This window comes from Vibrio sp. D173a (genome assembly GCF_030248475.1).
This window is the reverse complement of the sequence record NZ_JAHGAH010000261.1, coordinates 1-16,904: the sequence shown is the minus strand read 5'-3', so window position 1 is coordinate 16,904 and position 16,904 is coordinate 1. Positions and strand designations below refer to the sequence as shown.

Here is a 16,904-nt window from a genome sequence, read left to right as displayed (position 1 = left end):
AAGGGATAAGGGATAAATAACGTTGCAGTGATTTCACCGCATGATGGTTTCGTTGTCAGCACACACCTTGCTGATTTTCGAACGTTCAGTGGCTAAAACTGAATATCATCATGCGAGAAACATTTGGAGTCATATCGAGTTTATTGTGCGTTGCTCATTGTGAGCTCTCATTGTGAACTGAGAGAAGGGGTGGCGATACCTTGCACATCGATACTTTAGATTGAGAGGAGTAAAGAAAAGGAATTGGAAGGAAATGTAATTATAGCTCGAACATTTTATCAAATTCTCTTTGCTCCATGATGTCCTCAATTCGGCGGCGCGTTCTTTGTTTAATCGCAGCTGCATTTTGTTCGGACTCTTTCTTTGCTTGCTCAATCTGCTTCTTGCTTTTGTTTGCCATGTTTTTCACCTTGGGAATTTCTTCCTAAATTTCCGCATCATTCATTAATGCACGAAAATTGATTTATTTAATAATAAAACTTCCTAGCCTTGAACCTGAGTCACACAGAATGTCACCGGAGTAGGTTTTCTCACAGTATTTAAAATCAATGAGATAGCAAGCGGATTGGAGTTTTGGCAATATATGGCGCCTCAAAATATCACTGTTAAGTTGATGAATTTTGGCGTTCCAAGAGATGTCGGGTTTTTTTTAACGGAATTCAATCTCTATCATTTATTCTCCTGTTTTTTAGTGATCTTTTCTTTATTCAATAATTGGTACCAATGTCTTTGGCGACCTGTTCTTTTAGACATAATTTTTCCTAATTTTAAGTAAGTGAAATACCAACGATGGCTATCGTATTTGATAGATATAACGTTCCAACGATAGATATCGTGTCCGCAGCCCATTTATTTTAGGCAGCAGAAAACCGAGCAAGAATACTTGCGGGTTGTTAAGTGTGAGGAATTTTTGAAGGGGTAGAGAGTTTGGTGCAGCGAGGAAATGCTGCACCAAGAAAAGCTATCTTATAGAGGAGTAACTTCAGTCGCTTGAGGACCTTTTTTACCGTCTTCTACATTGAAGCTTACTTTCTGACCTTCAGTCAAAGTTTTGAAACCGTCAGCAACGATAGCGTTGAAGTGTACGAATACATCTTGGCCGCCGTTGTCTTGAGTTAGGAAACCAAAACCTTTAGTTTCGTTGAACCATTTTACTGAACCAGTTACTTTACCAGACATAAAAACCTCTGAAATTAAACAATAATATACGAATTGTGGTGGATCTTTTTTAAGCTATTGAATGTGCAATCAAGAGGAAGTTTTACGCAGGAGTCTGAACCGAGAGTTCAGGGTGTTACTGAGAGGGAACTTAAACTAAATGTAGCATTAACAGCTCTTTTCTAGAGCCAGCCGCCACTATACAGTGTGTTTAAAAAATAGCTACATTTATTTTTCATTTTTTTTCGTTCGAAAAAACTGATGGAGTAGAACAATTTCATCCCCTCATGATTTTTATCCGTCTTCCTACAATGAATCCATACCAATAAGGGAGGCAATATTATGAGTACAGTGAGAGAGATTCGTCAGATCATTCCATCGCACGCAACATCAGATGGGGATGGAGTGAAAATTCGTCGCGTAGCCGGATTCAACAATACGAGCTTTTCACCATTCTTGATGGTTGATGAATTGAAATCAGACCAACGAGCAGACTATGTTGGCGGTTTTCCTCCGCATCCACATCGTGGTATTGAAACTCTGACCTATATGCTGACTGGGCACTTCCAGCATCGTGATCACATGAACAACGTTGGTGAGCTCCGTTCCGGCGGCGCGCAATGGATGGCGGCAGGCCGTGGTGTGATTCACAGTGAAATGCCAATCATGGAAGACGGTGAACTACATGGTTTCCAAATTTGGATTAACCAACCAGCGCGAGACAAGATGTCTCCGGCACAGTATCACGATTTCCAGCCGGAAACCATTACCGAGCATCGTGCAGAGGCTCATGGTTTAGTCCGCGTTATCTCTGGTGAGTTGAACATTGGTGATGAGGTAATTCATGGCCCATTGAGCCGAACGGGTGTGCCGGTGACGGTTGCCGATTGGCGAGCTCATTCAGGCGCCTCGCTCAATCTTATGACGCCTAGACATCATAATATGATGGCCTATGTTTACAAAGGCAGCATCAAAGCGGGTGAACGTGTTGTCACGCAAGGCGAGATGGCATTGCTTTCTCAAGGCGAATGGGTGGCGCTACAAGCCAATGAAACGAGTGGAGTGTTGCTCTTTATTGGCGAACCGATTAATGAACCTGTCGTGCACTATGGCCCGTTTGTGATGAACAGCATCGACGAGATTGAACAAGCGATTCAAGACTACAACTCTGGCGTGTTTGAAACCTACTAAGGCGTTTAATGCCTGATAGCCAGTACCGAGTCTTGAAAATGATGCTCTAGGTTTGAGTACGAGAGGAAAACTCGAAGTGATTTGGAGCCCGTTAATTGGGCTTATACGCAAGCAAAGACGATATCCACTGCCATCGAATTTGCATCAGCCACACCGACATGGTGTGGCTTTTTTTGTTGTTCAGGTTTTATGACCGAGAATCGGTGATTGAGTGAAGCCCGCTTTTTGGGTTGGGCGAGCGTTTAGCTTTGCTCCCAGCGCTCGATGGCGTGCTGACCATATTCCACACCCAGTTCATAAGCTTCACGTAAAGGCTCAGGGGATCGGCTCAAACGCTTTAACTTAAAGCCTTCTGGTGGGCAGATTTGAATGATCTCAACGCCTGCTGGTGGATTGTTTATTAATTCCAAACTCTGGTTGTATCGGACATGACGCGTAAGCATTGGCTCGATCAATGCTGGATGATCTTTCAGTAAACGATAAGTGAGCTTTTCAAACTTAGGTTTGGATTTGCGATAACTGGCCGGTTGACTCCGTAGCACCATGATTTTTGTCGCACCGCGTTTGATGGCTTCAGCAACAGGAATAGCATCCGCTACACCACCGTCTACGTACCTTACGCCATCTAATGGCACACCATTGCGGTACATAATTGGTAACGCGCTACTGGCTTTCATGGTCTCCGCCAACATCTCTACGGAAGGTGTTAGGTATTCTGGTTGTCCGTTGTCTTGTCGTGTGACGCCTAAAAAGAACGGTCGAGGATCGGCAGAAAGCACGGCTCGATCAATGCCTAATTCTTTGAGCGTGACGTCCCACATCCAATCTAAATCCATCATATCGCCACCGCGCACGAGTTGCGTGGGGGAGATAAACTCTTTGCGTAAGCTGTAATCGAGGTAGATCTTGAGGTTTCTGCCCGGCATTTTTGCAAGGTAAGCTGCTAAGTTACTAGCGCCCGCCGAGACGCCCCAAAAGCTGTCAAAAGGGGAGAAGTCTTGTTCCATAAAGTGATCGAGTATGCCGCAGGAGAATACCCCACGCATCGCGCCGCCTTCTACAATCAGCGCTCGAGAGCCAACTTGTTCCATCCTAGCCATCCGTTTTGATTTTTTTGATTTGGGATACGAGTTAATTAGAGTAACGGATATCTAATGCCCATACCCAAGTTGTGTTCACTTGATCGTCACCTTGATGAATCCTTGGTTTATGTTATAACATAACAGTTACTAAAAATATTAAACGGTAGCGTGTGTCTTGTGTGGGGGGAGAATGAGCGATATTGACGCCATTATTAAGCATGTAGAGGTCAGCTTTAGAGCTCAAGGAAAGCAGTTAACATTGCAGAGGAAGCTGGTGTTGCAAGCATTGGTTCACGCCGATAAAGCGCTTTCTGCTTATGAGCTAGTGGATTACTGCAAAGCTCACTTCGATAAGAATATTCAGGCGATGTCAGTTTATCGGATCTTGGATTTTCTTGAAGGCGAGCATTTAGCCCACAAGCTTAAAGTTTCCAATAAATACATCGTCTGCTCCCATATTCTCTGCGAGCACGAGCACGGCGTTCCTCAATTTCTCATCTGTTCCAAATGCAACAAAATCAGCGAGCAATCCATCGATCCAACCTTGATTCACGGTCTGCAATCCCATGCAAAAGAAGAAGGTTTCACCGTTGTCAGCCCTCAATTAGAGATCAATTGTGTTTGTGATGACTGCGCTAAATCCAAGTAAATATAGCTGTTTTTGAATGTCCTCTATCTGCGTATTCATCACCACTCAATGACGTTTATCCCTTCCCACTACTAGCATCATCAGCAAGGAGTTCTGAACCGCTATGTCTGTAACACTGATTAAAAAAGCCCTTGTCGTCAACGAAGGAACCATTATCGAGACCGATTTACGAATTGTCGGTCAGCGAATTGACACTATCTCAGCCAACATCGCGGCTAAACCGGAAGATACGGTGATTGATGCGAAAGGGTGCTATTTGATTCCCGGTATGATTGATGACCAAGTGCACTTTCGTGAGCCGGGGTTGACGCACAAAGGTTCGATAGCGACAGAATCCAGGGCGGCGGTTGCCGGCGGTATTACAAGCTATATGGAAATGCCGAACGTTAGTCCTGCAACGACCACCATTGAGGCGCTAGAACGTAAATTCTCTATTGCCGAGCAGAGCTCCCTCGCGAACTACTCTTTCTACCTTGGTGCGACCGAAGACAACCTTGAGCAAATCAAACAGCTTGATCCGAAGAAGCATTGCGGCGTGAAAGTGTTTATGGGTGCTTCTACGGGCGATTTGTTGGTCGAAGCGCCTCAAGCCTTAGATGAAATTTTCCGTGATTCACCAGTGTTGATAGTGACGCACTGTGAGAGTGGCCCTTTGATTGCGCAAAACAAACAGCGACTACTTAAAGAGAAGTCGGAATTTACCATTGAAGATCATCCGTTACTGCGTGATGACGAAGCGTGTTATGCGTCTTCCTCTTATGCGGTAGAGCTGGCCAAGAAGCACAACAGTCAGCTGCATGTTCTGCACATCACGACAGCAAAAGAACTGGCTTTGTTTGAAGCGGGCCCGATTCAAGGTAAGAGCATCACTGCAGAAGCGTGTGTTCACCACCTCTGGTTTAGCAATGAAGACTACGCAGAACGCGGTAACCAAATCAAATGTAACCCAGCGGTGAAATACTCAAGTGACCGCGAAGCCATTCTAAAAGCGTTGAGTACTGGCCAAATTGACATTATCGCCACTGATCACGCACCTCACACATGGGAAGAAAAACAGGTGCCTTATGAGCAAGCGCCAGCGGGCTTACCTTTGGTGCAGCACGCACTGCTGTCTTTGTTTGATCAAGTTGCTCGCGGGCACATGACGATGGAGCAAGTGGTAGAGAAAACCGCTCACAACCCAGCGATTCGTTATGGCGTTCAGGAGCGCGGTTTTATCCGTGAAGGCTATTTTGCAGATTTGGTTCTTGTTGATACAGCAGCACCAACGCCGGTGACGAACGAGAACAGCTTATACCACTGTGGTTGGTCACCATTTGCTGGTCACCAGTTCTCGGCTCAAATTAAGAAGACATGGGTCAATGGCGGCCTAGCGTATGCCAACCAACAAGTGAATGAGCGCGCTGCACACGCCATGCGATTGGTATTTGATCGCTAGGATTCACGTTTTTCAAAAACTTAGATTATTTGAAAGCTCAGTTTATTTTCGAAAGCTTACATTTATCCGCTTTCTTTGAGCTTTATTTGTAGAAGTATAGTTGTCGTAGCTTGAGTGTCTTTGAGGCACCGAATAAAGAGAAATCAATATGTTAAGAAGAAATCCTACTGGTCACATGCCGGAAGTATCGGAAACGGCGTTCATTGATCCAACGGCGATCATCTGTGGCAAAGTAATCATTGAAGATAACGTTTTTATTGGTCCTTACGTGGTGATTCGTGCCGATGAAGTGAACGAGCAAGGCGATATGGAAGCCATCGTCATCAAGCGCGATACTAACATTCAAGATGGCGTGGTCATCCACTCAAAAGCCGGTGCAGCTGTGACCATTGGAGAGCGTTCGTCGATTGCGCACCGTTCTATTATTCATGGCCCATGTGAAGTCAGTGATGACGTGTTTATCGGTTTTAACTCCGTGGTGTTTAATGCTGTGATTGGCACAGGCTGTGTGATTCGCCATAACTGCGTGGTGGATGGACTAGACTTGCCAGAGAATTTCCATGTTCCGCCGATGACCAATATCGGCGCTGACTTTGATTTGAACAGCATCTCCAAAGTGCCGCCAGAATACTCGGCGTTTTCGGAGTCTGTGGTTTCAGCAAACCACGAGCTGGTGCAAGGCTATAGGAGAATTGCCAATGAGCTCTGAGAACCAACCCATACTTGGTGTTCCTACTAACATCATTACTGGGTTTCTGGGCGTAGGAAAGACCTCTGCGATTTTGAATTTGATGGCGAACAAGCCAGAGAACGAGCGCTGGGCGGTATTAGTGAATGAGTTTGGTGAAATTGGCGTTGATGGCAGTTTAGTTCATGGGCAAAAAAGCAAAGAGCAGCAAGTGTTTATTCGTGAAGTACCTGGCGGCTGCATGTGCTGTGCTGCGGGGTTGCCAATGCAAATCGCCTTAAACCAACTGCTTAATGAAGCGAAGCCAGACCGTCTGCTGATTGAGCCAACTGGGCTTGGTCACCCGAAAGAAGTGCTGCAAGTGTTGTCGACAGATCACTATCGCCAAGTGCTTTCGCTACAAAAGAACATCACTTTGGTCGACGCGCGTAAGCTTGCGGATGTGCGCTATACACAGCATGACACGTTCAACCAACAGATTGCGATTGCCGATACAGTGGTGGGTAACAAGCTCGATCTGTATCAAGAGGGTGATACCCAGAAGCTCGAAGCTTACGTGGCGGAAGTTGGGCGCCCGAATACAAAGGTGGTTTTTGCTCAGCATGGTGTGATTCCGTTTGCCGAATTTGAGGGTGAGACCACCATTCATGAGCATCCGCCGCACCATCACCATCACCACGCAAGTGACAAGCCGTTGGCTTCAGATATGCCAATGCCTGAGAGTGGTGTGCTCAAAGCGACCAATTCAGGCGAAGGTTTCCAGAGTGTCGGTTGGCGTTTTTCCCCAGAGAAAGTGTTCGATCGCCGGAAGTTGATCCCTCTTCTGGTCGAGCTGGAAGTGGAGCGCATGAAAGCGGTGTTTATTACTGGCGATGGCATTTATGGCTACAACCTAACGCCTGATGGGCTAAAGGAAGTGGAGTTGGATGACTGCGCGGAAAGCCGAATTGAACTGATTGCAGACAGCATCGATGAGCAATTTGAGGCACAGCTTCTGTCTTGTGAATTGGTTTAAGGCTAATAACAGCGGGCATTATCCTCATTAATGCCCGTGTTTCTTACTCATCTCCCTCTGCATTTTTTTCCTATTCCTATTCTTCATTAACACCACGATCATGATCTTTTGGTGATGTGGACTTTCCATATTGACATTGTTTGATTGTCAAACTAAATTAAAATCAAATAATTTGATAATCAAACTAAAATTGGAAGGTAAGTGTCTCAATGGCTGTATCGCAACATTCACATGATTTCGTTTCTCATAACCAGAAGGGTGAAAAACGCACGCTCTACGTATTGATCCTAACCGTGACCACCATGGTGGTGGAGATTGCTGCCGGAACCATGTTTGGCTCAATGGCATTACTCGCAGATGGTTGGCATATGGGGACACACGCAGCGGCATTTTGTATCACCTTGTTTGCTTACCGCTACGCGAAACAAAACGCCCATAATGACCGCTTCTCATTTGGTACGGGTAAGGTGAGTGTGCTCGGCGGTTTTACCAGTGCGATTGCGTTAGGGATTGTGGCATTGATGATGATGGTCGAGTCGATTCATCGTCTCTTCAATCCAGAAAGCATTCAATTTAACGAAGCCATTATGGTGGCGGTGATTGGTTTAGTGGTAAACCTTGCAAGCATGCTGCTTCTGCAAGATCACCATCATCATGATCACCACGGACACGATCACGAACATCATCACGACCACAACTTAACCGCAGCGTATTTCCACGTACTGGCGGATACGTTTACGTCTCTGTTGGCGATTGTCGCGTTGATTGTCGGTAAGTTTTACGGTTGGATTTGGTTGGATGCCATGATGGGGATCGTTGGTGCCGTTGTGATTGGTAAATGGACTTTGGGTTTAATGAAGCAAACAGCGCCAGTGTTGTTGGATGAGAGCATCAACAAGTCTTACCGAGATGAGATTACAGAGACGCTTGCACCTTATGCTGAGATTGTTGATTTACACATCTGGAAGGTGAGTGGTCACCATTACTCTGCGGCAATTGCGCTAAAAAATCACAGTGACAAAACGCTGGATGAATTTAAGCAATTATTGAGTAAATTTGATAAGATTCACCACCTAACTTTGGAAGTTCAAACGACTGAGTGATGCGCGAATTAGAAAAGCTGAATCAAACGCTTACCGAGTTCTATGACAAAATGTCTTCTTGGGAGCAATCTGTAGTAAAAGGCACGGGTTATTCACTGGCTCAAATCCACACGATTGAAGTGTTAGGTGGGCATGCTGCGTTGCGTATGAAAGAACTGGCGGAGAAGCTCGGTATTACAACAGGCACGTTAACGGTTCAAATTGAGAAACTGGTAAAAGCGGAGCTTATTGAGCGTTGTCCGCATCCAGAAGATCGCCGCGCAATTGTAGTGAAGCTCACTCCTGCTGGTGAGGAGATTCACCGTCATCACAATCAGCTGCATTTAGATTTGGTGCAAGACTTAACGCGTAATATCGACCCGGATCATCAGGCGATTTTGTTTGCTTGCTTACAGAAGATGAACAGAGAATTTTAATTGCGCTTTCGTTTCTACACTCAGATATTGAGTCTCGAATAGCAAAAAAGTAGAGCACCGAAATGCTCTACTTTTTTTTATAAGCTCGATAGAATTTGTTCGATTGGCAGCTGTGTAAACGCATACGTAATGCCAACACAGAATGCAGCACCAGTCACGCCCATGGCGACAGTCGTTGCGAGTAGCAGAAGGGTAATCTTAGGCATTAGAGATTAAACTCCTTCTTAAAGGTTGGGTAAATGACACCATTTGCTTCTTGGTAGGATTTAAAGCCATAACCAAACGCAAATGCTGCCACCACAATGGCAAATGGCGCAATGTTTCTTCCTTTCATCCTTAAACTCTCTACCAATCGTTTTTCTATTGCTTAATGTATTCGGGTTCTTCAATTACTGGGTAAAACACACAAACAGTACCCATGCTGTTGTTAGCACAAGTAGCGGTGTGAATACTTTCTGAATTGAAGCGCCATCGGTTAGGTCATAAATCACGATCGATTCTTTATAGAATGCGCGTTTGAATGAACCAAAGCTGATTTCATTTTTAACGTCAGATTGCTCATAGTGATGACGTGCTGAGTCTGCCATTTGAGACTCTAGATCTTGCATCTCGTATTCTTTGTTAAAAAATGCATCCCACGCCGAAATACGTGCAATAGCTTTTGGTGAACGATTGCACTTCAGTTTTTCTAGACGCTTAGCGTATGCAGCTTGATATTTATCCACGATGATTTCCTACATGAATAGACTGTAATGTTGAACACAGCGTTAAATGCTCTGCTCAGTGGTTGTAAAAATTAGAAAATGAGAATCAAAAGGGAATTTTTACATGAGTAGGAAAGTGGCCAGATGAGGAAGTACGGCATTTGATTGTTAAAGAGCTCAAGGAAGGTTATCCCTTGTGTTGCGGATAATATGGGCTGCTTCTGGATGCGACAAACAAAAATAATTAGTGAGGACAACAAGCAATTTTTGTTGCGGACTTGGCCATTCTGAGCATTGAGACTCGTTTAACATGAATAAATACTAGGTATAGCAAGGGCTTGAGAGGTATTTCGATATGGAAGTTTTTTAAGCACTTGCGGTGAATAAAGTTCATAACTGCTAATTATAAATACATCAAAAAGCGATATTATTTTTCTCGTTGGAGTGCTTAATAAAGATTGAGAGTTTGATTTTCTCGCGCAATCCGCCGCAGTCTTTACTCCTGCTTTGCACTCAATCCGAATATATTTCCCCCCTCCATGGTGATATTTGGATTGAGTGTCTTTTTTTAGTTATTTAGTCTCTTCTTTAGCTTGTTACTGTCTTTTCGCTTTGACGATAAGATTTGCTAACTGTGCAAACCCAAAGCCGCCATTTTCCTCAGTCAAAAAGCTTGGTTGATGGTTCAGTTTCGCCAGTAAAGGGCGAATGTTGTTCACGCCAAAGGTTGTTGGCAACCATTCAAACATGCCTTCATCATTCAATGAATCACCCACATACGTGATGTGCCCTAAGCTCGGCAACTCGCCATTATTGAACTGCCTAATGTAGGCTTTACCACTAGTGCGCTTACTATGATTGCCCACCCACGCATTGATGTGAATTGAACTCAAAGTTGCATTGACGGGGTGAGATTCCACATTCAAATTCACGATGCGATTGAGGATTTCCATTGTTGTAGAAGGAGGAACCGGCGCTCTATCTTGTGCGATGTTCACCGCCACGTCGCAGTAGCGAAAGTTCTGATCGTGGCTGAAGTCGACATCAGGATACTCTGCCAAAATGCCTGCAATGCTTTCTTGCAATGCATACTGTTCTTTGCGCATCACTTCTGCCGGACGGGCAAAGGTATTGTTGAATCCTGTCGCGTCTTTTCTCATCCAAAACGCGCCATTTTCACCAATTACACCATGCAGTGACCACATCTTTGCCATTTGGTCACACCAACCAGCGCAGGCGCCTGTGACTGCGACCACTTTTACGCCCACACGCTCTAGCTCGGCTAGCGCAACTAATGTCTCTGGTGGCAGTTTACCTTGCCAAGTCAATGTGTCGTCCACGTCGGTCAGCAGCCATTCGATCTGTTTCAGGCTCTCCACATTGAGCTCTGATAACGGGTTAGGCATTCACCACTCCTTGCTTGTTTACTTGAGGATTGATTGCTTGGGTATTGTTACTGACGTCTTGCAGTGACACCGCTGGAGCCAGTGTACACTCGATGCGCTTTTCTGTGTTGGCATCAAATAGATGAACATGCTTTGGTTTGATATCCAGACCAAGCTTGTCGCCAATTTGAATCGGCGTATGTCCCTCAACACGAACAACCAGCTTTTGTGAATCATCGCCTTCTGTGCGGCAGTAAAGCAGCAAGTCAGCACCGAGCGATTCAATCAATTCGACTTCTACCTGCAACCATGGGTTATGTTGGCTGATTTGTAAATGCTCTGGACGAAGACCCAGTTTAACTTCATCCAAATCCAAGTTTGTTGTGGATGTAGGAAGCAGTGCGTCACCAATAGTAATGCCATCAACGCAAACACTGCCATTCAAGATGTTCATGGATGGTGAGCCAATGAAGGTCGCGACGAACAGAGAGGCAGGGTTGTCGTATATTTCTAGCGGTGTGCCGACTTGTTCGACATTGCCTTTGTTCAGCACGACAAGTTTGTCCGCAAGTGTCATTGCTTCCACTTGGTCGTGGGTAACGTAAACTGACGTAGTACCAAGGCGACGTTGCAGCTTCTTTATTTCCAAACGCATTTGAACACGCAGTTTGGCGTCTAGGTTAGACAGAGGCTCATCGAACAGAAACACCTTTGGTTCACGCACAATTGCGCGTCCCATGGCGACACGTTGACGTTGTCCGCCAGAAAGTTGCCCCGGTTTACGGTCGAGTAGATGATCCAACTCCAGCATCTTTGCTGCTTCGTGAACCAATCGTTCGATTTCCGCTTTCGGTGTTTTGCGGTTGCGCAGACCATAGGCCATGTTGTTGTACACCGTCATGTGTGGGTACAAGGCGTAGTTCTGGAAAACCATGGCAATGTCGCGCTCGCCAGGTTCGAGATCGTTGACGATTGTGGTGTCGATTTTGAGCTCACCAGAGCTGATTTCTTCTAAACCTGCAATCATGCGAAGTAGGGTGGATTTACCGCAGCCACTTGGGCCAACCAGCACGACCATTTCACCGTCGCAGATATCAAGATTGAGTTTTTGGATCGCCTGATAGCCGTTCGGATAACATTTAGCGATATTTGAAAGAGTTAACGTGGACATTTATTTCTCCGAATCTACCAGACCTTTAACAAAGGCTTTTTGCATTGCAATTACCACAATTACTGGTGGCAACATGGCGATAATGGTGGTGGCCATAATTTTGTTCCATTCGATCACACCATCAACCACTCCGAGCATCTGTTTAATGCCCATCACGATGGTGTAGTACTGCACGTCGGTGGTGATCAAAAGCGGCCACAAATATTGGTTCCAGCCGTAAATGAAGGTGATGACGAACAGTGCCGCGATGTTGGTACGCGACAGAGGCAACAAGATATCGAAGAAGAACTTGATCGGTCCTGCGCCATCAATTCGTGCTGCTTCCACTAACTCATTCGGTACCGTTAAGAAGAACTGACGGAACAAGAAAGTGGCTGTCGCACTGGCAATCAGCGGAATGGTTAAGCCGTAAAACGAGTTGAGCATGTTGAGGTTTGTGATCACCTCAAACGTCGGCATGATGCGAACTTCAACGGGTAACATCAGCGTGAAGAAGATCATCCAGAACGCCAGCATTCGTCCCGGAAAACGGAAGAACACCACTGCATAGGCAGACATGATGGAAATGCTCAACTTACCGATGGTAATGCACATCGCCATAATGAAAGAGTTCAGCAGCATGCTGCCAATCGGCAAAGTATTGTTGTTGTACTGAGTGTCGTTACTCAACAAGTCAGTAAATACGCTAAAGCCCAAGTCCCCAAACCAAAGTGGAGTGCCAGTAGCAAAGGCGCTGTTCTCATGGGTGGTTGCTACGATTGCAATCCAAACCGGAAGCGCAATCGAAATGATGCCAAGAATCAAAATGACATGGCAAAACAGATTAAAAAACGGTCTTCTTTCTACCATCAGTACGCTACCTTCTTCTCAACATACTTAAATTGAATCACAGTCAGGGAAGCGACCAATATCATCAGAATTACGGATTGCGCGGCCGATGAGCCGAAGTCTAGACCAATAAAACCATCGTTGTAGACTTTGTAAACCAAGGTGGAAGTGCTGTTGCTCGGGCCGCCTTGCGTCATCGCGTGGATGATGGCGAACGTATCAAAGAACGCGTAGACAAAGTTCACGACCAACAAGAAGAAGCTGGTTGGCGAAATTAGTGGGAAGCTAATAGTGATAAAGCGCTTGATTGGACCACTTCCGTCAATGGCAGCGGCTTCGTGCAGAGACTTGGGTACCGATTGAAGCGCCGCAAGGAAGAACAGGAAGTTGTAGCTGATTTGCTTCCAAGTCGAGGTGATGATCACCATCCACATTGCATGGGCGCCATTGAGCGTTGGGTTCCAGTCTACGCCAAACAGATGCAATAACTCGGTCATCACACCGATGGTTGGGTCGAACAGGAACAACCAAAGCGAGCCGGCCACAACCGGAGCGACCGCATAAGGCCAAATCAAGAATGTACGATACATGGTCGCGCCACGGATGATTTGTTCTGCAAAAGCGGAAAGGATAAGCGCACTGACCAACGCGAGCACCGCAACGCTGATGCTAAATTGCAGCGTGGTCATTAACGAATCTAGGTACAGTGGATCATGGAAGAGCTTTTCAAAGTTCTCCAAACCCACAAACTCACGGCTCATACCGAAAGCATCTTCAAGTTGTGAAGATTGGAAAATGGCTTGTCCTGCCGGCCAGATGAAGAACACCAAGGTGATCAACAACTGAGGTGCAATCAACGCAACCGGAAGCCATTTGTGTTTAAAAACAACAGGTGAGGACATACAAATACCAAAGTAAAACAGGCAAGGTGTGTGAACGAATTCCCCACCCAAGATGGGCGGGGAGAGTGCGTATCTGAGCGGTGATTCGAATAAGACTCAGCGCACCATTGTTCGTTATTAATGTTCGTTACTTCTGTATGCGCTCAAAGCGACGTAGCTGCTCGTCACCGCGACGAACTGCATTGTTTAGCGCAGCTTGTGCCGTTGCTTTGCCTGCCCACACTGCTTCTAGCTCTTCATTGATAATGTCGCGAGTTTGCAGGAAGTTACCAAAGCGAATGCCTTTCGAGTTTTCTGTAGGCTCGGTTGACGTCATTTGTAGAACCGCTGTATCTGTGCCTGGGTTCTTAGCGTAGAAGCCTTGCTCTTTCGTCAGCTCATAAGCCGCTTTAGTGATTGGTAGGTAACCCGTGAACTGGTGCCAATCAGCTTGGACTTCTGGACTAGAAAGGTAAGAGAAGAACTTCGCCACGCCTTTGTATTCCTCGTTTGAATGGCCACGAAGAACCCAAAGTGATGCACCACCGATGATGGTGTTTTGTGGCTTAGCGACGATCTCTGAGTCGTAAGGCAGTTGCGCTACGCCGATATCAACGTCTTTCATGTTCTCTTTAATGCCAGCCAGACCTGCCGACGAGCCCATAGTCATTGCACACTCTTGAGTGTAGAACAAAGGCATACCATCAGATTGGCGACCGCCATATTTGAAGATGCCTTCTTTCGACCATTTACCCATCTGTTCGATGTGACGAACAAACGCAGAATCATTGAACTTGAACTTAGTGTCTAGTCCCGAAAAACCGTTGTTATTATTGGCCACAGGAACGTTGTTGCGCGCACCGAAGTTTTCGATCTGCGTCCATGATTGCCACGTTGTGCTGAAACCACACTTCGCACCAGATGCCAGCAGCTTACGAGACTCTTCTTCCATCTCTTTCCATGTTTTTGGTGGGTTTTCTACGCCAGCTTTTGCGAACATGTCTTTGTTGTAGTAAAGCACTGGCGTTGAGCTGTTAAATGGCAGGGAAAGCATGTTGCCTTCATTGGTGGTGTAGTAACCTGTTACGGCTGCAAGGTAATCATCAGGGTTGAACGACTCTTTGGTGTCTTCCATCAATTGGTAAACAGGATAAATCGCTTTGTCTGCGCCCATCATGGTCGCCGTACCTACTTCGAATACTTGTACAATCGCTGGCTGCTCTTTTGCTCGGAACGCCGCGATAGCACTGGTCATGGTTTCTGCGTAGCTGCCTTTGTAAACCGGCTTGATCTCGTATTCTGATTGGCTTGCGTTAAAGTCTGCGGCAATTTCGTTGACCTTTTTACCTAGCGCGCCGCCCATTGCATGCCACCACTCAACCTCAGTTTTTGCTTGTGCTTGTGTGCTGATCAATGCCGCTGCAACAGCAAGTCCGGCGAGGTGTTTCATAGCCATAATGATTCCTTTTCATAGATGATTTGAACAGGTTGATTCCTTGCGGATGTTCACTTTGATAATGAATCCGCTTCAAAAAATTCAAATGAACATTAAATGAGCCAAATGACGTTCTAGTTACAGAAAAATGAACTTATTTGAGCATTATTTTCGTCACGATTTTGTAATCAAATCGTCATTGAGGACTGAGATAGTTCATTTGAAAACAAATGAAAAAGACGGAATAAAAAATGACAATAACGGCACACCGTGGCTTATCCAGTTTGGCTCCAGAAAACACCTTATCGGCAATACAACGCGCCATTGAATTCGGCTGCGAATGGATTGAAATCGACGTTCAGCTCAGTGCTGACAACATTCCTGTGGTTATTCATGACAACACCGTAAACCGCTGCACGAACGGCCGAGGCAAAGTCAAAGAGCTGACTTGGCACGAATTAAGATTGTTGGACGCTGGTTTATGGTTTGGCGATGACTTCGCAGGCGAACATATTCCTAGTTTAGAAGAGACGCTTGAGCTCACTTCGAGAGCGGGCGTGAAGCTCAATATTGAATTGAAGATCTACTCAGGCGATGAAATTGATCTGCTGTGCGAAAAGGTTGCACAGGTCATTGAGCGTTTGGACGTCGAGGCGGATGCCATTCTCTTTTCTAGCTTCAACACTGAAGCCTTGATGACGATGAGAAATTACCTGCCAGAAGTGAGAAGAGGGCAGTTATGGCAAGAGATTCCAGACGATTTTTATATCGTGTTGCAACACATCGATGCTTACAGTGTGCATTGTGATTACCGCTTCTTGACTGAGGCACAAGCGAAGCAGATCAAGCAGTTTGGCTACCAGCTGTTTTGCTATACACCGAACTTTCCCCAATTAGTTGAAGCACATTGGCAGTGGGGAGTGGATATGATGATTACCGACATCCCGCAACGTTACAAAGTAGAAGTGCCTTCAGCCAAACGAGAACCCGCACTGAATGAATAACCTAAACGTCCGCCAGCAAAGCATCATTGAACTGGTTCATCAGCAAGAATATTGTTCGATAGAAGAGCTTGCTCAACGCTTTGAAGTCACGACGCAAACCATTCGACGTGACATCAATCAGCTTTGCCAATTAGGACTGACCCGACGCCATCATGGTGGTGTCGGATTGCCTGCTACCTTAAGCAACCGCAGTTATGCCTCTCGCCAAGTCACCAATCAACAAGAAAAGCAGACCATCGCCGATGAAGTGGTCAAAGCAATCCCTAACGGTTCGACTTTATTTCTGGGTATCGGCACGACTATCGCGTTGATTGCCGAGCGTTTGGCGAACCACAGCGAGCTTCGTGTGGTGACGAATAACTTCGAAGCGGCACACATTCTTTCTCACTTTGAGAATATTGAAACTTGGATTCCCGGTGGGCGTATTCGTACCAACGATCGCGACGTGGTAGATGGCTCCGCAGAGCTGTTTTATGGTCAGTTCTCGGCGGATATTGGCATTATTGGTTGTGCAGGCGTGACCGAAATCGCGCAGTCGCATTCCGACATGATCAACCTTGGCAGCACAACGATTGATACTCAGCCGTTCGCAATGGAACATGAATTACGAGAAGCCAAAGTTAGCCAAGCGATTTTGGCTAACTCGGAGCAAAAGTGGCTGGTGGCGAACAACAGCAAATGGCAGCGCAGAGCCAATACTAAGGTGGCTCCGCTTAGTTATTTTGATCGCGTTTTCAGTAACTAGGGCGTGTTGAT

The 16,904-nt window shown here is 45.9% G+C and carries 20 protein-coding genes; 9 read left to right on the top strand and 11 right to left on the bottom strand.

The annotated features are described in order from the left end of the window. Positions 1 to 259: 259 nt before the first annotated feature. Both KIV40_RS23255 and KIV40_RS23250 read right to left on the bottom strand, forming a co-directional pair. Positions 260 to 400 (bottom strand): hypothetical protein, encoded by a 141-nt coding sequence (locus KIV40_RS23255; RefSeq protein WP_012129864.1) that lies wholly within the window; start codon positions 398 to 400, stop codon positions 260 to 262. Positions 401 to 966: 566 nt separating this feature from the next. Further along, positions 967 to 1,179, bottom strand: a complete 213-nt coding sequence (locus KIV40_RS23250; RefSeq protein WP_005426339.1) for a cold-shock protein — start codon at positions 1,177 to 1,179, stop codon at positions 967 to 969. A 321-nt stretch (positions 1,180 to 1,500) separates the two neighbouring features. On the opposite strand from KIV40_RS23250, the gene KIV40_RS23245 reads away from it, so the two are divergent. Further along, positions 1,501 to 2,349: a pirin family protein gene (locus tag KIV40_RS23245; RefSeq protein ID WP_285351566.1), complete on the top strand. Its 849-nt coding sequence runs from the start codon at positions 1,501 to 1,503 to the stop codon at positions 2,347 to 2,349. Positions 2,350 to 2,591: 242 nt separating this feature from the next. Here the strand turns inward: KIV40_RS23245 and KIV40_RS23240 are convergent, their stop codons facing one another. Then, positions 2,592 to 3,440 carry a patatin family protein gene (locus KIV40_RS23240; RefSeq protein ID WP_228174195.1) on the bottom strand — a complete coding sequence of 283 codons (849 nt, stop codon included), beginning with the start codon at positions 3,438 to 3,440 and terminating at the stop codon, positions 2,592 to 2,594. 181 nt (positions 3,441 to 3,621) lie between these two features. Here KIV40_RS23240 and KIV40_RS23235 point away from each other — a divergent pair, with 181 nt between their 5' ends. The 6 genes from KIV40_RS23235 to KIV40_RS23210 all read left to right on the top strand — a co-directional run bounded on the left by KIV40_RS23235 (position 3,622) and on the right by KIV40_RS23210 (position 8,740). Continuing rightward, positions 3,622 to 4,080, top strand: coding sequence for a transcriptional repressor (locus tag KIV40_RS23235; RefSeq protein ID WP_285351565.1), 459 nt, complete (start codon positions 3,622 to 3,624; stop codon positions 4,078 to 4,080). A 103-nt stretch (positions 4,081 to 4,183) separates the two neighbouring features. Continuing rightward, positions 4,184 to 5,518, top strand: coding sequence for a dihydroorotase (locus KIV40_RS23230; protein WP_285351564.1), 1,335 nt, complete (start codon positions 4,184 to 4,186; stop codon positions 5,516 to 5,518). A gap of 148 nt (positions 5,519 to 5,666) precedes the next feature. Continuing rightward, positions 5,667 to 6,227 carry a carbonate dehydratase gene (locus KIV40_RS23225; protein ID WP_103411760.1) on the top strand — a complete coding sequence of 187 codons (561 nt, stop codon included), beginning with the start codon at positions 5,667 to 5,669 and terminating at the stop codon, positions 6,225 to 6,227. Then, positions 6,217 to 7,221 (top strand): GTP-binding protein, encoded by a 1,005-nt coding sequence (locus KIV40_RS23220; protein ID WP_285351561.1) that lies wholly within the window; start codon positions 6,217 to 6,219, stop codon positions 7,219 to 7,221. The genes KIV40_RS23225 and KIV40_RS23220 overlap by 11 nt, the downstream gene beginning before the upstream one ends. 209 nt (positions 7,222 to 7,430) lie before the next feature. Then, a complete protein-coding gene (dmeF, locus tag KIV40_RS23215) occupies positions 7,431 to 8,324 on the top strand; it encodes a CDF family Co(II)/Ni(II) efflux transporter DmeF (protein ID WP_285351559.1) in 894 nt (297 codons plus the stop codon). Further along, positions 8,324 to 8,740 carry a MarR family transcriptional regulator gene (locus tag KIV40_RS23210; RefSeq protein WP_285351557.1) on the top strand — a complete coding sequence of 139 codons (417 nt, stop codon included), beginning with the start codon at positions 8,324 to 8,326 and terminating at the stop codon, positions 8,738 to 8,740. Before dmeF ends, KIV40_RS23210 begins: the two co-directional genes overlap by 1 nt. Positions 8,741 to 8,817: 77 nt before the next feature. On the opposite strand, the gene KIV40_RS23205 is transcribed toward KIV40_RS23210, so the two are convergent. The 8 genes from KIV40_RS23205 to ugpB form a co-directional block, all read right to left on the bottom strand. Next, positions 8,818 to 8,946, bottom strand: coding sequence for a hypothetical protein (locus KIV40_RS23205; RefSeq protein ID WP_005426395.1), 129 nt, complete (start codon positions 8,944 to 8,946; stop codon positions 8,818 to 8,820). Beyond that, entirely contained in the window at positions 8,946 to 9,074 is a 129-nt protein-coding gene (locus KIV40_RS23200) for a hypothetical protein (protein ID WP_285351555.1), read from the bottom strand. Before KIV40_RS23200 ends, KIV40_RS23205 begins: the two co-directional genes overlap by 1 nt. A 55-nt stretch (positions 9,075 to 9,129) precedes the next feature. After that, entirely contained in the window at positions 9,130 to 9,465 is a 336-nt protein-coding gene (locus KIV40_RS23195; protein ID WP_005426383.1) for a hypothetical protein, read from the bottom strand. A gap of 575 nt (positions 9,466 to 10,040) precedes the next feature. After that, positions 10,041 to 10,850 carry an HAD-IIB family hydrolase gene (locus tag KIV40_RS23190; RefSeq protein WP_285351553.1) on the bottom strand — a complete coding sequence of 270 codons (810 nt, stop codon included), beginning with the start codon at positions 10,848 to 10,850 and terminating at the stop codon, positions 10,041 to 10,043. After that, positions 10,843 to 12,000, bottom strand: coding sequence for a sn-glycerol-3-phosphate import ATP-binding protein UgpC (locus KIV40_RS23185; RefSeq protein WP_285351550.1), 1,158 nt, complete (start codon positions 11,998 to 12,000; stop codon positions 10,843 to 10,845). Before KIV40_RS23185 ends, KIV40_RS23190 begins: the two co-directional genes overlap by 8 nt. Further along, on the bottom strand, positions 12,001 to 12,849 hold the full coding sequence (gene ugpE, locus KIV40_RS23180) for a sn-glycerol-3-phosphate ABC transporter permease UgpE (protein ID WP_005426342.1): 849 nt from the start codon (positions 12,847 to 12,849) through the stop codon (positions 12,001 to 12,003). It abuts the gene before it with no gap. Further along, positions 12,849 to 13,730 (bottom strand): sn-glycerol-3-phosphate ABC transporter permease UgpA, encoded by an 882-nt coding sequence (gene ugpA, locus KIV40_RS23175; protein WP_285351548.1) that lies wholly within the window; start codon positions 13,728 to 13,730, stop codon positions 12,849 to 12,851. The genes ugpE and ugpA overlap by 1 nt, the downstream gene beginning before the upstream one ends. Before the next feature lie 127 nt (positions 13,731 to 13,857). Next, positions 13,858 to 15,165 carry a sn-glycerol-3-phosphate ABC transporter substrate-binding protein UgpB gene (ugpB, locus tag KIV40_RS23170; RefSeq protein WP_285351547.1) on the bottom strand — a complete coding sequence of 436 codons (1,308 nt, stop codon included), beginning with the start codon at positions 15,163 to 15,165 and terminating at the stop codon, positions 13,858 to 13,860. A 230-nt stretch (positions 15,166 to 15,395) separates the two neighbouring features. On the opposite strand from ugpB, the gene KIV40_RS23165 reads away from it, so the two are divergent. Both KIV40_RS23165 and KIV40_RS23160 read left to right on the top strand, forming a co-directional pair. Beyond that, on the top strand, positions 15,396 to 16,148 hold the full coding sequence (locus tag KIV40_RS23165) for a glycerophosphoryl diester phosphodiesterase (RefSeq protein WP_285351545.1): 753 nt from the start codon (positions 15,396 to 15,398) through the stop codon (positions 16,146 to 16,148). Continuing rightward, positions 16,141 to 16,893 carry a DeoR/GlpR family DNA-binding transcription regulator gene (locus tag KIV40_RS23160; RefSeq protein WP_285351544.1) on the top strand — a complete coding sequence of 251 codons (753 nt, stop codon included), beginning with the start codon at positions 16,141 to 16,143 and terminating at the stop codon, positions 16,891 to 16,893. Before KIV40_RS23165 ends, KIV40_RS23160 begins: the two co-directional genes overlap by 8 nt. The last annotated feature ends 11 nt before the right edge of the window (positions 16,894 to 16,904 follow it).

Bases quoted from the DNA above. Each gene is read 5' to 3' on its own strand.
- KIV40_RS23255 (WP_012129864.1), bottom strand. From the start codon at position 400: ATGGCAAACAAAAGCAAGAAGCAGATTGAGCAAGCAAAGAAAGAGTCC.
- KIV40_RS23250 (WP_005426339.1), bottom strand. From the start codon at position 1,179: ATGTCTGGTAAAGTAACTGGTTCAGTAAAATGGTTCAACGAAACTAAA.
- KIV40_RS23245 (WP_285351566.1), top strand. From the start codon at position 1,501: ATGAGTACAGTGAGAGAGATTCGTCAGATCATTCCATCGCACGCAACA.
- KIV40_RS23240 (WP_228174195.1), bottom strand. From the start codon at position 3,440: ATGGAACAAGTTGGCTCTCGAGCGCTGATTGTAGAAGGCGGCGCGATG.
- KIV40_RS23235 (WP_285351565.1), top strand. From the start codon at position 3,622: ATGAGCGATATTGACGCCATTATTAAGCATGTAGAGGTCAGCTTTAGA.
- KIV40_RS23230 (WP_285351564.1), top strand. From the start codon at position 4,184: ATGTCTGTAACACTGATTAAAAAAGCCCTTGTCGTCAACGAAGGAACC.
- KIV40_RS23225 (WP_103411760.1), top strand. From the start codon at position 5,667: ATGTTAAGAAGAAATCCTACTGGTCACATGCCGGAAGTATCGGAAACG.
- KIV40_RS23220 (WP_285351561.1), top strand. From the start codon at position 6,217: ATGAGCTCTGAGAACCAACCCATACTTGGTGTTCCTACTAACATCATT.
- dmeF (WP_285351559.1), top strand. From the start codon at position 7,431: ATGGCTGTATCGCAACATTCACATGATTTCGTTTCTCATAACCAGAAG.
- KIV40_RS23210 (WP_285351557.1), top strand. From the start codon at position 8,324: ATGCGCGAATTAGAAAAGCTGAATCAAACGCTTACCGAGTTCTATGAC.
- KIV40_RS23205 (WP_005426395.1), bottom strand. From the start codon at position 8,946: ATGCCTAAGATTACCCTTCTGCTACTCGCAACGACTGTCGCCATGGGC.
- KIV40_RS23200 (WP_285351555.1), bottom strand. From the start codon at position 9,074: ATGAAAGGAAGAAACATTGCGCCATTTGCCATTGTGGTGGCAGCATTT.
- KIV40_RS23190 (WP_285351553.1), bottom strand. From the start codon at position 10,850: ATGCCTAACCCGTTATCAGAGCTCAATGTGGAGAGCCTGAAACAGATC.
- KIV40_RS23185 (WP_285351550.1), bottom strand. From the start codon at position 12,000: ATGTCCACGTTAACTCTTTCAAATATCGCTAAATGTTATCCGAACGGC.
- ugpE (WP_005426342.1), bottom strand. From the start codon at position 12,849: ATGGTAGAAAGAAGACCGTTTTTTAATCTGTTTTGCCATGTCATTTTG.
- ugpA (WP_285351548.1), bottom strand. From the start codon at position 13,730: ATGTCCTCACCTGTTGTTTTTAAACACAAATGGCTTCCGGTTGCGTTG.
- ugpB (WP_285351547.1), bottom strand. From the start codon at position 15,165: ATGGCTATGAAACACCTCGCCGGACTTGCTGTTGCAGCGGCATTGATC.
- KIV40_RS23165 (WP_285351545.1), top strand. From the start codon at position 15,396: ATGACAATAACGGCACACCGTGGCTTATCCAGTTTGGCTCCAGAAAAC.
- KIV40_RS23160 (WP_285351544.1), top strand. From the start codon at position 16,141: ATGAATAACCTAAACGTCCGCCAGCAAAGCATCATTGAACTGGTTCAT.